Below are 13,675 nucleotides of genomic sequence, written 5' to 3'. Positions count from 1 at the left end.
GGGCGGCAGCGGGATGCCGGGCGAGGCGCGGCCCGTGTGGCCTACACCGGGAAGCGGGGAGGGGCCGGCCACCGCCTCGTACCACCGTCGGCAGGCGGGCCCCGCGTCCCGGCGCGCGTTCGGGTCCGCCGGGCCGGACGTTGCCCGCCCGACGGCCTCCACGTGCCCGGCGCGTACGACGTAGCCTCGTCGGCATGACTTCCGACCCTGATCCGCTCGCCGCACTCGGCCGCAGCCCGTACGTCAGCCTGACCACCTTCCGCAAGAACGGCACGGGGGTCGCCACCCCGGTGTGGGCCGCCTCCGACGGCGCCGAACTCTACGTGTGGACCAGGGCCGACTCCTGGAAGGTCAAGCGCATCCGCAACGACAAGCGCGTCGTCGTGACGGCGTGCGACGTGCGCGGACGCGTCAGCGACGGCGCGCCCTCCGCCGAGGGAACCGCGCGGCTGCTCGACGCGGACGGGCTGCGCAAGGCCCGCAAGCTGCTGGCGCGCAAGTACACCTGGCAGTTCTGGCTCACGGACATACCGGCGGCCGTCGTCAGGCTCGGCAAGCGCCCGCACGTGGGGATCGCCATCAGCCTCTGATCCGGGCGGCGGCGGGCGGAGCGATCCGCGCCCCAGGGGAAAACTCCCCGTAGCCGTCCCGTAACACGACTGCGGTCGAATGCCTGCGGACCGAAGGGTTCCAGGGCGGCGACGACGGCGTGGCGGGGACGGGGCGGCGATGACGGTGGGGCAACTCCCGGCGGAGAGCGAGGCGTTCGCGCGCTGGCTGCGCGAACTGACGGCGCTCGTCGACACGGGGGCCGGCTGGTGCGGCGTCTTCTGGCGGCGCGACCCCGAGGGGATGCGCGCCTGCCTCGACGGGACCGAACTGCCGCCCCGGGACGTACTGGAGGCCCTGCTCCAGGACCTGGCCACCGGACACGGAACGGCCGCCGCCGAGCGCGAGGCCGTGCGGGCGAGAGCGCTGCACGGGGCGGCGGCAGCGGCGCGGGACCGGCGGCCGGGCGGGCGCGCGACGCTGGTGGAACGGCTCGGTGCGATGCGGCGCGAGGAGGCGTACGCGGCGGAGCGCGAGCGGGATCTGACGCGCCGCCTGCGGGACTCGGCGGGTGGGCCGGGGCTCGAAGCCGAGCTGGCGTGGGCGCGCGACGACCACGCGCGCGCCACGGCCCGCTGCGCGGAACTGACCGCGCGCCTTTCGGCCCTGGACACACCGCCCCCCGGTGACCGCCCCCCGGCCCCGGTCTCCTGGTTCCGCGCGGATACGACGGGCGCGGGGCACGCGGAGGACGGTGGGTCGACCGGGCCGGGGTCTACAGACGCCCCCGATACGACGGGGCACGGGGCGGGAGATCCCCGCCGGGCGATGGAGTCCGGGGCGGCAGACGCCCGTGAGGCGGCCAGGCCGTGGTCCCCGGGAGCCGGTGGGGCGGGCGGGCCCCGGTCCGACGACGGTCGTCAGGCGGCTGGGCCGGGGGCGGCAGACGCCCGTAACGCGACGGGGTCGCGGGGTGCAGACGCCCGTGATGCAGCCGGGCCGTGGTCCGCCGGAACCAGCGGGGCGGTCGCGCCCCGGTCGGACGACGGCCGTGGGGAGTCCTCCTTCCCCCGCCCCGCGCCTTCCCCGGACCCGGGCGACGCGGTGCGCGCGGGCTGGTTCCGGACGCCGGGCCGTCCCGAGGTGTGGGCGCGCCCCGGGGACGGATCAGCGGCACAGAACCAGAACGAGGCAGGCCACGAGACCCGGACCCCGGCCCCCGAGCGGCGGCCCCGGGGCGCCCGGTACGCCGGGCTCGACACGGGCGGCGGCGGCGCCGGCTCCGCCCTGCCTGCGGCGCCTCCCGTGCGGGCCGCGGCGCCCCGGGGGGCCCGGTACGCCGGGGTCGAGGAGGCGCCTCCCGTCGTCGTCGCGGACGCCGCCGCGCTCGCCGAGGACCGGCGCGTCGTCACCGAGACCGTCGCCTCGCTCGTACGCCTGCGGGCGCGGGGGAGCGGCGGCGAGGCGTACGTGCTGCTCTGCGAGGCCGCCGGGTGGCCGGCCGCCCGCCTGCCGGTGCTCGCCGGTGCTCTGCACGGGGCCGGACTCGGCGCCGACTGGGCCACCCTGCTGTGGGAGGCCGCGTCGCTGCCGCCCGGCCGCGTGGCCGCCGTGGCGGCGGCGCTCGAAGGCGCGGGCCTCGCCGAGGACGCGAGGAACCTGCTGCGGCAGGGCGTCGCACGCCCCGCCCCCGAGGTCGCGGCCGCGCTGCTCACCCTGGACGAGGAGGGCGGCCGCGCACGCGAAGTCCGCGCGCTCGCCGCCGCGTTCGTGCGCGTTCGTACGCCGGAGGACGCCGCCCAGGTCGCCAGGACCGACCCCGGCCGCCTCGCCCCGCTGCTGCTCGACGCGGCGCGGCAGGTGTCGCGGAGCCTGCACCGGGACCTCGTCCACGCCCTGCGCGTGGCGGGCGCCACGCCGTGACGGAGGGCGGCGCGTGAACATCGCGCCCCTCCCGTGTCACTCCCCCGGGTGCGAAACGTGATCGACTCTGCGGGTTGACGACGATGGTCTTGCCCCACTCCCCGCCGGGGCTTACGTTCATCCCTCTACGTCCCGAATCTACGGGCGTAGAAGGTCTCTGACGTCCCGTTGAAGGAGACAAGTCATGGCCAACGTCGTACGCGCCGCCCTCGTCCAGGCGACCTGGACCGGCGACACCGAATCCATGATCGCCAAGCACGAGGAGCACGCCCGCGAGGCGGCCCGGCAGGGCGCGAAGATCATAGGGTTCCAGGAGGTCTTCAACGCCCCGTACTTCTGCCAGGTGCAGGACGCCGAGCACTATCGGTGGGCCGAGCCGGTCCCCGACGGTCCCACCGTGCGCCGCATGCGGGACCTCGCCCGCGAGACCGGCATGGTCGTCGTCGTGCCCGTCTTCGAGGTCGAGCAGTCCGGCTTCTACTACAACACGGCCGCCGTGATCGACGCCGACGGCAGCTACCTCGGCAAGTACCGCAAGCACCACATCCCCCAGGTCAAGGGCTTCTGGGAGAAGTTCTACTTCAAGCCGGGCAACCTGGGCTGGCCGGTCTTCGACACGGCCGTCGGCAAGGTCGGCGTCTACATCTGCTACGACCGCCACTTCCCGGAGGGCTGGCGCCAACTGGGCCTCAACGGGGCGCAGATCGTCTACAACCCCTCCGCCACCCACCGGGGCCTGTCCTCCCACCTCTGGCAGCTCGAACAGCCCGCCGCCGCCGTCGCCAACGAGTACTTCGTCGCCGCCATCAACCGCGTGGGCCAGGAGGAGTACGGCGACAACGACTTCTACGGCACCAGCTACTTCGTCGACCCGCGGGGCCAGTTCGTCGGCCCGACGGCCGGTGACAAGGAGGAGGAACTCGTCGTCCGGGACCTGGACTTCGACGTCATTGAGCAAGTGCGTCAGCAGTGGGCGTTCTACCGGGATCGCCGTCCCGACGCGTACGAAGGACTGGTGAACCCGTGACCCACCACGTGAACAACCTGCTCGGCCGCCACCGGGCCGTGATCCCCGACTGGGTGTCCCTGTACTACCGGGAGCCGATCGAGATCACGCACGGCGAGGGCCGGTACGTCTACGACGCCGACGGCAAGCGGTACCTGGACTTCTTCGGCGGCATCCTCACCACGATGACCGCCCACGCGCTCCCCGAGGTCGCGAAGGCCGTGAGCGAGCAGGCCGGCCGCCTGATCCACTCCTCCACCCTCTACCTCAACCGCCCCATGGTCGAGCTGGCGGAACGCGTCGCCACGCTCTCCGGCATCCCGCAGGCGCGCGTCTTCTTCACCACGTCCGGCACCGAGGCCAACGACACCGCCCTCCTGCTGGCCACGACGTACCGCCGTTCCAACCAGATCCTGGCGATGCGCAACAGCTACCACGGCCGGTCGTTCTCCGCCGTGTCCGTCACCGGCAACAGCACCTGGTCCACGACCAGCCTCTCGCCGCTCCAGACGCTGTACGTCCACGGGGGGGTGCGCTCCAGGGGCCCGTACGCGCAACTGTCCGACGCCCAGTTCATCGAGGCGTGCGTCGCCGACCTGGAAGACCTCCTCGGCCAGACGCGCGGCCAGGTCGCCGCCCTCATCGCCGAACCCGTGCAGGGCGTCGGCGGCTTCACCTCCCCGCCCGACGGGCTGTACGCCGCGTTCCGCGAAGTCCTCGACCGGCACGGCATCCTGTGGATCACCGACGAGGTGCAGACCGGCTGGGGGCGGACGGGCGAACACTTCTGGGGGTGGCAGGCGCACGGCCAGAACGGGCCGCCGGACATCCTCACCTTCGCCAAGGGCATCGGCAACGGCATGTCCATCGGCGGTGTCGTCGCCCGGGCCGAGGTCATGAACTGCCTCGACGCCAACTCCATCTCCACGTTCGGCGGCAGCCCGATCACGATGGCGGCCGGCCTCGCCAACCTCAACTACCTCCTGGAGCACCACCTCCAGGACAACGCCCGGCGTGTCGGCGGCCTCCTGCTGGAGCGGCTCCGCGCGGTCACCGCCGGCGTCCCGTCCGTACGGGAGGTGCGCGGCCGGGGCCTGATGGCGGCCGTCGAACTGGTCAAGCCCGGCACGGACGAGGCGGCGCCCGAGACGGCGGCGGCGGTACTGGAGGCCGCACGCGAGGGCGGACTGCTGATCGGCAAGGGCGGCGGCCACAACACCGCCGTACTGCGCATCGCCCCGCCCCTGACGCTGAACGTCACGGAGGCGGAGGAGGGTGCCCGCATCCTGGAGAAGGCCCTGCGGAACGCCGCCCAGTGAGCCGCTGACCGCGTGGCCGGGCCGCCTCCCGGAGCACCCCGGACCGCCCGGCCCGGCGGGCCCCCGGGGCGGCTCGGCCCGTCACGCGGGGGCCGGCCGAGCACTTCCGCGCCGCGTCGGCCGTGTACCGCGAGTACCCGCCGGCCGGATACGAGCCCTCCGGCACGTCGGCAGGGGCGCCCGTCGCGGCGGCGGTCCGGCACCGGCCGTGGGCGCCCGTGCGTCCGGTACGGACCCGCGCGGGACGCGGAACGGTCCCGGCCGCACGAGCGACACATTCGTCACCGGTGATTAACAGCCACGGTATTGCCACGGTGGGTGACATGCTTCTACGGTCTCCTGCACACGCGGTTCTACGGGTGTAGACCGAGCACGGTGCAAGTTCGACAGGCGGCGGGTCCCCCGGCTGCGCGGGCGTCCGGTCCTGCTGCCCGGGAAGGGGCAGTAATCGTGAACCGTACTGTTGTCCGCGGAGGGCTCGTCATCACGGCCTCCGACGAAGTCCACGCCGACGTGCTCGTCGAGGACGGGCGCATCGCCGCCCTCGCCGCCCACGGCAGCGGCGCCGCGGGGGCCTGGACCGCGGACCGCACCATCGACGCCACCGGGAAGTACGTCGTCCCGGGCGGCGTCGACGCGCACACGCACATGGAGCTGCCCTTCGGCGGCACCTTCGCCTCCGACACCTTCGAGACGGGCACCCGGGCGGCCGCCTGGGGCGGCACGACGACCATCATCGACTTCGCGGTGCAGAGCGTCGGGCACGCCGTACGGGAGGGGCTCGACGCCTGGTACGCGAAGGCCGACGGCAAGTGCGCGATCGACTACGCCTTCCACATGATCCTCTCCGACGTCAACGAGCACTCGCTCAAGGAGATGGACCTGCTCGTGGGGGAGGGGGTCACCTCCTTCAAGCTGTTCATGGCCTACCCGGGCGTCTTCTACAGCGACGACGGACAGATCCTGCGGGCGATGCAGCGCGCGGCCGGCAACGGCGGACTGATCATGATGCACGCGGAGAACGGCATCGCGATCGACGTCCTCGTCGAGCAGGCGCTGGCCGAGGGCCGCACCGACCCCCGCCACCACGGCGAGGTCCGCAAGGTACTCCTGGAGGCCGAGGCGACCCACCGCGCGATCCAGCTCGCGCGCGTCGCGGACGCCCCGCTGTACGTCGTGCACGTGTCGGCCGAGGAGGCCGTCGCGGAGATCGCCGCCGCCCGCGACAAGGGGCTGAACGTCTTCGGCGAGACCTGCCCCCAGTACCTCTTCCTGTCCACCGACAACCTCGCGGAGCCGGGCTTCGAGGGCGCCAAGTACGTGTGCAGTACGCCGCTGCGCCCGCGGGAGCACCAGGCCGCGCTCTGGCGGGGCCTGCGGACCAACGACCTCCAGGTCGTCTCGACCGACCACTGCCCCTTCTGCTTCTCGGGGCAGAAGGAGCTCGGCCGGGGAGACTTCTCGAAGATCCCCAACGGGCTGCCGGGTGTCGAGAACCGCATGGACCTCCTCCACCAGGCCGTCGTCGACGGGCACATCTCGCGCCGCCGGTGGATCGAGATCGCCTGCGCGACCCCGGCACGCATGTTCGGCCTCTACCCGAAGAAGGGGACGATCGCGCCGGGCTCCGACGCCGACGTGGTCGTCTACGACCCGCACGTCGAGCAGACCCTGTCGGCCGAGACGCACCACATGAACGTCGACTACTCGGCCTACGAGGGCAAGCGCGTCACCGGCCGGGTGGAGACGGTGCTCTCGCGCGGCGAACTCGTGATCGACAAGCGGGAGTTCACCGGCCGGGCGGGACACGGCATCTACACGCCCCGATCCACGTGTCAGAACCTGAACTGACCCTGAACAACCGGGAGGTCCACGACATGGACTTCGGACTCGTCCTGCAGACAGACCCGCCCGCGTCGGCGGTCGTCGGCCTGATGCGGCGCGCGGAGCGCAACGGCTTCCGCTACGGCTGGACCTTCGACTCCGCCGTGCTGTGGCAGGAACCCTTCGTCATCTACAGCCGCATCCTCGAACACACCGAACACCTCGTCGTCGGACCGATGGTCACCAACCCCGGCACCCGCACCTGGGAGGTCACCGCGTCGACCTTCGCCACCCTCAACGAGATGTACGGCAACAGGACGGTGTGCGGCATCGGCCGCGGCGACTCCGCGATGCGCGTGGCGGGCCGCAGACCCAACACCCTGGCCCGGCTCGGCGAGGCGATCGGCGTCATCCGCGACCTGGCCGAGGGGCGGGAGGCGGAGGTGGACGGGAAACGGCTGCGCCTGCCGTGGGTGCGCGACGGCCGGCTGCCGGTGTGGATGGCGGCGTACGGGCCCAAGGCGCTGGAACTGGCCGGGCGGAAGGCCGACGGTTTCATCCTCCAGCTCGCGGACCCGTTCCTGACGGAGTGGATGATCGCGGCGGTGCGCACCGCCGCCTCGGACGCGGGGCGCGACCCGGCGTCGATCACGATCTGCGTGGCGGCCCCGGCGTACGTCGGCGACAACCTCACCCACGCCAGGGACCAGTGCCGGTGGTTCGGCGGCATGGTCGGCAACCACGTCGCGGACCTGGTCGCCCGCTACGGCGAGCACTCGGGCCTGGTGCCGGAGGCTCTGACGGAGTACGTCAGACAGCGCCAGGGCTACGACTACAGTCACCACGGGCGGGCCGGGAACCCGGACACCGCCTTCGTGCCCGACGAGATCGTCGACCGCTTCTGCCTGCTGGGGCCGCCCGAGGCGCACATCGAGAAGCTCAAGGCGCTGCGGGCGCTCGGCGTGGACCAGTTCGCCGTCTACGACATGCACGACGCGCGCGAGGAGACGATCGACGCGTACGGCGCCGAGATCATCCCGGCGCTCACCTCCTGAGCGCGGCCGCCACCCCTCCCCGGCCCCGGCCGCCCGCGCCCGGGGCCGCTGCCGCGGTCAGAGCCGCCGGGCCCAGAACGGGCGGTGGGTCCAGCGGGTCTCCATGGCGTGCACGTGGCGGTGGTTGCGCAGGTACGCGATGCGCGCTGCCGTGACCCGCTCCGCGTAGGCGGCGAGAGCGGAGTCGTCGCCGTGGCGCAGGCGGGCGTCGACCGCCCGGCCCCCGGACATCCCGGTGTAGAGGGCGGTCAGGATGCCCTGGGACGAGAGCGGGTCGAAGGCGACGGCCGCGTCCCCCACGGCGGTCCAGCCGTCGGAGTACACGGGGTCGAGGTGGGCGCTGTGTGCCGGCGCCCGGCGGACCGGGAACGGTGGGACGGGCCCGGCTCCGTGCCGTTCGGCCCGGCCCGCCACGTGCCGGGTCGTCCGCAGCCGCGCGGCGAAGTCGTGTGCGTCGAGCGGTGCGCCGGGCAGGTCGGTGTCGGTGAAGTAGGCGATCAGCCGTCGCCGGGAGGGCAGCGGGGCCGTGTACCACCATCCGTCCCGGGACGACTCGACCAGTGAGCAGGACTCGCCGCCGTGCGGGGCGGGAGCCAGCGTCACATGGACGGCGGCCAGCCGGTCGCCGGAGTGCCGGCGCGCCCCGTGCCGGACGGCGATGGCCGCGCGCCGCCCGGTCGCGTCGATCAGCCAGCGGCACCGCACCGCGCGCCCGCCGCCGGAGCGTTCCGAAAGGGCCGCCCACCAGTCGCCGTCCGGTCGCCTCACCGGCCGGCGTACGGCCGTACCCTCGGCGACCTCGGCCCCCGCCGCCCGGGCGGCGTCGCGCAGCTGCCGGTCGAACAGCGTCCGGTCCAGGTGCCAGCCGTGGCCGTACGGGTCGTTGATGAAGTCCACCGCCGCCAGCCCGGCCGAACCCCAGGCGGAGAGCGTGCCGTAACCCGGCAGGTGCCCGGGACCGGGGACGCGGTCGGCGACGCCGAGGTCGGTGAGCAGCGTCCGCGCCGCGGGCACCAGCGCCTCCCCGACCTTCGGCGGCCCCGTGCCGGCGTCCGCCAGCAGGACGGTACGTCCCGCCCGGGCGAGGGCCAGCGCCGCGGCGCAGCCGGCGGGGCCGCCGCCCGCGACGACGACGTCGTAGGGGCGGGCCGGTACGGCGCTCACAGGGCGTCGTGGAAGGGGTCGAGCCGTTCGAGGTAACCGGCGGCGATCTCGTGCTCGCCGTAGCCGGTCGCCTCCGCCGTCTCCTTGACGGCCCGGTTCACCAGCGCCTCCTCGAGCGCTCCGGCGTCAGGCATGGCCGCGGTCCAGGTGCCGTCCTGGCCGGCCAGGAGCGGCAGACCGGCCTGGGGCACCTGGAGGTTGACGAGGTTGGACGTGTCCGCCGCCGCGTCGAGCGGCGCCTGCGGGCGGGACTCCACCTGCATGCGGGCGGGGAACTTGCCGTCGTTCAGCGGGTAGGCGCGGACCTCGACGATGCCGAGCTTCGACCAGTCCCTGATCATCTGCTGGAGCTGCTGGTTCATGCTGCTGCCGCTGAGGCCGCGCAGCCATACCGCGCGCCGGTCGAACGCCTCTTCCCGGGCGCTGTCGTCGCCCCCGGCGGCCGGCGGCTGCGTGAGCTTCTCGAAGTCGTCCAGTTTCAGTACCTGGTTGGGGACCTGGGCCGGCCAGAAGGTGGGCAGGTAGGGGCTGTAGCGGGGGCCGAGGCGGGCCGACTCGTAGCCGGAGCGGCAACTGGCCGTGTCGGTCTGCCAGGGCGCGGCCATCCACCGGGTGAGGTCCCCGGGGCCCTGGGCGTACAGCGGCCCGTTCTTGGCGAGCGCCGCCTGCGGGGTGAGCCGGTTCCCGTAGTCCGGCTCCTGTGTGCCCGGGGGACGGCGCAGGATGCGGAAGGGCGCGGTGTACATGGTCCTGTGCCGGACCGGCCACGTGACCTCGCAGCCGGGATGGAAGGCGTCGGCGGCGCAGCTCTCCAGCGCGGCCCGGTCCAGCAGCGCCGGCTGCTCGCCGACGGGAGCGTCCTCCACCTTCGCGTAGCGGGTGCTCGGTGAGCCGGCCTCGAACTCGCCGTCGGCCCAGCGTTCGAGCAACCAGTCCTGGAGGGGGGACAGGGTCAGGTTCTGGCGCACCGAGTCCGGCCTGTCGGCCATCGCGTCGCCGTAGAGCCACGGCCACGGCACGGGCGACATGCCGTCGCGGTTGTAGTCGCGCAGGGCGACGTACACCTGGCGGCGCAGTTCTCTGGTGCGGCGGGAGGGATCGGCGAGCCGTTTGCGCATCGCCGGTGACAGGAAGTGGTGCGGGCCGTTCCAGCCGAACTGCGTGGCGAAGCCCTGGTTGACCCACTGGAGGTCGCAGAAGCGGCGCAGGAGGGGCTCGACGTGGTCCTCGAACGAGACCTTCCGCGGGCGGTGCAGTGCCCCGTCCCGCACGAAGACGTCGAGCAGCAGGTCGTACAGCGTCCGGACGGTTTTCACACCGGGCGCGTAGTGCGGCGGGCCGACCACGACCCAGGCGGAGGCCGCCTCGATCTCCGTGCCGTCGACGCGCACCTTCGCGGTCACGGGTCCGTCGGAGACGTCGTCGTACCAGGTGTCGTTGTTCGCGACACCAGTGATCCCCCTGTTGTCGTACGAGGCGGAGACGCCCCTGCCGCCGAGCACCAGCAGGCGCCCGTCGCGGTGGGTGGAGATCTCGCCGAGGTACACCGCCTTGCCCATGATCTTTCCGGTGTCGAACCTCTCCGTCTCGGCCTGCGAACCGCGTACCGTCCGGCTCCCCGGGTCGTTGACGAGCTTGGCGCGTTCCGCACCCGTCACGACGGCGTTCCGCCGCCCGTACTGCGCCGCGGTCAGCCGGTCGGCCTCGCAGATGTCGAGCGGCACGTGGAACTGGTACCAGGCGGCCTTCTTGTTGGCGAGGTGGACCGTCCACTCGATCTCGGACACCCCGGCCTCACCCGGTTTCAGTTCCCGTACGACCGCTCCCGCGGAGTTGTAGCCGTACACCCGAAAGCGCGCCGCCTGGCGTCTGATCGCCCCACTCGCGTCCTTGTACGCACCGGGCTTCGCGGGCTCCTGGTCCGGTGACTCCGGGCCGACGAAGGGGGCTTCCGTACTGTTGCCGACGCGCGCGACGCCGATGGCGGGGTGGATCCTCGCCTCCACGATCCGGTCCATGACACGGCCTTCCGTTACGGGACCGCCGGCTCGCCCGGCCGTCCGACACGGTCCGCGGAGGGTGGAGTGCGATGCCCGGGGTTCCGGCGGACCAGGGCCGCGCCGGGGGACCTCCCCGGCGCGCCATGGCCCCGACTATGGAGAGCCGGTGCGTGATTCCCCGGGCCTGACGCGGGGCAGTCACCCGTTCGGGAACCGAAAAAGCGTTTCTCCCCGGGCATATGCCGAAGCGCCCACCGGCGGTGCGTGATCGCGCGCGGCCCGCTCACCGGCCTTACGTCATCGCGCGCGGCCCGCGCACCGGCCGTACGCCATCGCGCGCGGCCCGCTCACCCGTGTGCTGTCCGCCGCCGCGAACCCCGGGGGAACGCGGGGTTACGCGGCCGGACACCGGCGGCACCGGGGGTTGCCCGCGTTGTCAGCGCGGCGTGCTTTGCTGGAGACATGATCGATGACAAGTTGTCCGACGTCGAAGAGGCCGTCCGCAAGGCGGCCGCCGCCGAGATCGTCCCCCGGTACCGGCAGCTCGCCGCGCACGAGATCGTCGAGAAGACCGGGCCGCACGACCTGGTAACGACCGCCGACCGGCAGGCCGAGGAGCATCTCACCGCGTCCCTGACCCGGCTGCTGCCCGGATCCGTGGTCGTGGGGGAGGAGGCGGTCCACGAGGACCCCTCGGTGTACGAGGCGCTGCGCGGCGACGCGCCCGTGTGGATCGTCGACCCGGTGGACGGGACCCGGCAGTTCGTGCGCGGCGAGGCGGGATTCTGCACGCTGGTGGCCCTGGCGCACCGGGGGGAGGTCCTCGCCTCGTGGACGTACGCGCCGGTGCTCGACGTGATGGCCGTCGCGGTGCGCGGCGGCGGCGCCCGGCTGAACGGCGCGGCCCTGCGGGCCGGTGTGCCGGGCTCGTGCGCGACGCTGCGGATCGCCACCTCCCACCCGGACTTCACCACGGAGGACCAGAAGAGGGCGCTGCTCGGGCTGAACACACCGGGCGTCGAGGCGCGGCCCTGCGGGTCGGCCGGCCTGGAGTACCTGGCGGTGGCCAGGGGCGATCTCGACGCCGTGGCCTTCAGCTGGGAGCTGGCGTGGGACCACGCGGCGGGGCTGCTGCTCGTCGAGGAGGCGGGCGGCGCGCACACCACCGTGGCGGGGGAGCGGTTCCGGCTGGCGGGCGGCAACGCGCTGCCGTTCACGGCCGCCCGGGACGCGGCCACGGCGGCGCGGGTGGCCGCCCTGCTGGGCGGCGGGGCGGCGTAACGCCGGGGTGGGCGCGGCGGGGTGGGCGCGTACTTCCGGCCACCCGCCCCTCCCGCCGTCCGGACACCGTGGGCCGGGAATATCCTGAGACCCTTGGCGATCGGCTGACGAAGGAGTCCGAAGGTGCCGTCGATGCTCGATGCCGTCGTCGTGGGGGCGGGACCCAACGGACTGACCGCCGCCGTCGAACTCGCCCTCCGGGGCTTCTCGGTGCAGGTGTTCGAGGCGCTGGACACTGTGGGGGGCGGCGCCAGGACCGAGGAGCTCACGCTGCCCGGCTTCCGGCACGACCCCTGTTCCGCCGTGCACCCGCTCGGCGCCGGGTCCCCCGCCTTCAACGCCATGCCGCTCGACCGGTACGGGCTGGAGTGGCTGCACGCGGAACTGCCCATGGCCCACCCGTGGCACGACGGCACCGCCGCCGTGCTGTCCCGGTCGGTCGCCGAGACCGCCGCGTCGTTCGGCGCCCGGGACGCCGGCGCGTACCGGCGGCTGGTCGCGCCCTACGTGGCCAAGTGGGACACGCTGGCGCGGGACTTCATGTCGCTGCCCTACAGCGCCCTGCCGCGTGACCCCCTGACCCTCGCCCGGTTCGGGCTCGACGGACTGCCGCCCAGCACCTGGCTGATGCGCCGGTTCAAGGACGACAAGGCGCGGGCGCTGTTCGCCGGGCTCGTCGCGCACGTCATGGCGCCCCTGGGCGGGGTCGCGACGAGCGCGGTCGGGCTCGTCTTCGCCCTGGCCGCGCACGCCGGCGGCTGGCCGATGCCGCGGGGCGGTTCCCAGTCGATCTCCGACGCCCTCGCGGCGTACCTGCGCGACCTCGGCGGCGTCGTCCACACCGGCTTCGAGGTCAAGCGCCTGGACGACCTGCCGCCCGCGCGCGCGTACGTCTTCGACACCTCGCCCACCGCGCTGGCCCGGATCGCCGGCCTGGGGCGGGCGTACGAGAAGTACCGGTACGGCGCGAGCGTGTTCAAGATCGATTACGCGCTGGACGGCCCCGTGCCCTGGACCGCCGAGGACGCCCGGCGGGCCGGCACCGTCCAGATCGGCCCGAGCAGCGGCGAGATCTCCACCGCGCTGAACGAGGCGTCGGGCGGCACGGCTCCGCGGACGCCGTTCCTCATCACGGCCCAGCCGAGCCTCGTCGACCCGTCCCGGGCCCCCGAGGGCAAGCACGTCTTCTGGGCGTACGGCCACGTCCCGCACGCCTGGGAGGGCGACCTCACGGAGGCGGTCGAGCGGCAGATCGAACGTTTCGCGCCCGGTTTCCGCGACCGGGTGATCGCCCGGGCCACCGCAGGACCGCCGCAGCTGGCCGCCCGCAACGCCAACTACGTCGGCGGCGACATCGCGTGCGGCGCCGCGACGGGACTCCAGCTCCTGCTGCGGCCGAAGCTGTCCCTCTTCCCGTACGCGACACCGCACCCGGCGGTCTTCATCTGCTCTTCCGCGACGCCGCCGGGCCCCGGTGTGCACGGCATGTCGGGGCACAACGCGGCCAAGGCGGTCTGGCGGCGGCTGCGCGCGGCCTGAGAAGACCACGGGAAG

The 13,675-nt window shown here is 73.6% G+C and carries 10 protein-coding genes; 8 read left to right on the top strand and 2 right to left on the bottom strand.

Annotation, left to right across the window (positions count from 1 at the left end):
- Positions 1–194 precede the first annotated feature (194 nt).
- From ACWGH0_RS05000 to ACWGH0_RS04975, 6 genes are all read left to right on the top strand, one after another.
- Positions 195–590: a PPOX class F420-dependent oxidoreductase gene (locus ACWGH0_RS05000; protein WP_453402732.1), complete on the top strand. Its 396-nt coding sequence runs from the start codon at positions 195–197 to the stop codon at positions 588–590.
- 139 nt (positions 591–729) lie between these two features.
- Complete coding sequence (locus tag ACWGH0_RS04995; RefSeq protein ID WP_453402731.1) at positions 730–2,472, top strand: hypothetical protein; 1,743 nt, start codon at positions 730–732, stop codon at positions 2,470–2,472.
- A gap of 184 nt (positions 2,473–2,656) precedes the next feature.
- Entirely contained in the window at positions 2,657–3,499 is an 843-nt protein-coding gene (locus ACWGH0_RS04990; RefSeq protein ID WP_453402730.1) for a nitrilase-related carbon-nitrogen hydrolase, read from the top strand.
- An 8-nt stretch (positions 3,500–3,507) separates the two neighbouring features.
- Positions 3,508–4,797: an aspartate aminotransferase family protein gene (locus tag ACWGH0_RS04985; protein ID WP_453402860.1), complete on the top strand. Its 1,290-nt coding sequence runs from the start codon at positions 3,508–3,510 to the stop codon at positions 4,795–4,797.
- A 447-nt stretch (positions 4,798–5,244) separates the two neighbouring features.
- The gene (gene hydA, locus ACWGH0_RS04980) at positions 5,245–6,648 is read left to right on the top strand and encodes a dihydropyrimidinase (RefSeq protein ID WP_453402859.1); all 1,404 of its coding nucleotides are present in this window, start codon (positions 5,245–5,247) and stop codon (positions 6,646–6,648) included.
- Between the two features lie 26 nt (positions 6,649–6,674).
- Positions 6,675–7,676 carry a TIGR03842 family LLM class F420-dependent oxidoreductase gene (locus tag ACWGH0_RS04975; protein WP_453402858.1) on the top strand — a complete coding sequence of 334 codons (1,002 nt, stop codon included), beginning with the start codon at positions 6,675–6,677 and terminating at the stop codon, positions 7,674–7,676.
- Between the two features lie 57 nt (positions 7,677–7,733).
- Here the strand turns inward: ACWGH0_RS04975 and ACWGH0_RS04970 are convergent, their stop codons facing one another.
- Both ACWGH0_RS04970 and ACWGH0_RS04965 read right to left on the bottom strand, forming a co-directional pair.
- The gene (locus ACWGH0_RS04970) at positions 7,734–8,840 is read right to left on the bottom strand and encodes an NAD(P)/FAD-dependent oxidoreductase (protein ID WP_453402729.1); all 1,107 of its coding nucleotides are present in this window, start codon (positions 8,838–8,840) and stop codon (positions 7,734–7,736) included.
- Positions 8,837–10,858, bottom strand: coding sequence for a LodA/GoxA family CTQ-dependent oxidase (locus tag ACWGH0_RS04965; RefSeq protein WP_453402728.1), 2,022 nt, complete (start codon positions 10,856–10,858; stop codon positions 8,837–8,839). Before ACWGH0_RS04965 ends, ACWGH0_RS04970 begins: the two co-directional genes overlap by 4 nt.
- Positions 10,859–11,302: 444 nt before the next feature.
- Here ACWGH0_RS04965 and ACWGH0_RS04960 point away from each other — a divergent pair, with 444 nt between their 5' ends.
- Together ACWGH0_RS04960 and ACWGH0_RS04955 are read left to right on the top strand one after the other, a co-directional pair.
- Positions 11,303–12,121 (top strand): inositol monophosphatase family protein, encoded by an 819-nt coding sequence (locus tag ACWGH0_RS04960; protein WP_453402727.1) that lies wholly within the window; start codon positions 11,303–11,305, stop codon positions 12,119–12,121.
- A 123-nt stretch (positions 12,122–12,244) separates the two neighbouring features.
- Positions 12,245–13,660 (top strand): phytoene desaturase family protein, encoded by a 1,416-nt coding sequence (locus ACWGH0_RS04955; RefSeq protein ID WP_453402726.1) that lies wholly within the window; start codon positions 12,245–12,247, stop codon positions 13,658–13,660.
- Positions 13,661–13,675: the final 15 nt, after the last annotated feature.

This window comes from Streptomyces sp. NPDC054887, from assembly GCF_053610585.1.
Note: the sequence above shows the minus strand (reverse complement) of the source record. Positions and strands in the feature narration are given on the sequence as shown.

Bases quoted from the DNA above. Each gene is read 5' to 3' on its own strand.
- ACWGH0_RS05000 (WP_453402732.1), top strand. From the start codon at position 195: ATGACTTCCGACCCTGATCCGCTCGCCGCACTCGGCCGCAGCCCGTAC.
- ACWGH0_RS04995 (WP_453402731.1), top strand. From the start codon at position 730: ATGACGGTGGGGCAACTCCCGGCGGAGAGCGAGGCGTTCGCGCGCTGG.
- ACWGH0_RS04990 (WP_453402730.1), top strand. From the start codon at position 2,657: ATGGCCAACGTCGTACGCGCCGCCCTCGTCCAGGCGACCTGGACCGGC.
- ACWGH0_RS04975 (WP_453402858.1), top strand. From the start codon at position 6,675: ATGGACTTCGGACTCGTCCTGCAGACAGACCCGCCCGCGTCGGCGGTC.
- ACWGH0_RS04965 (WP_453402728.1), bottom strand. From the start codon at position 10,858: ATGGACCGGATCGTGGAGGCGAGGATCCACCCCGCCATCGGCGTCGCG.
- ACWGH0_RS04960 (WP_453402727.1), top strand. From the start codon at position 11,303: ATGATCGATGACAAGTTGTCCGACGTCGAAGAGGCCGTCCGCAAGGCG.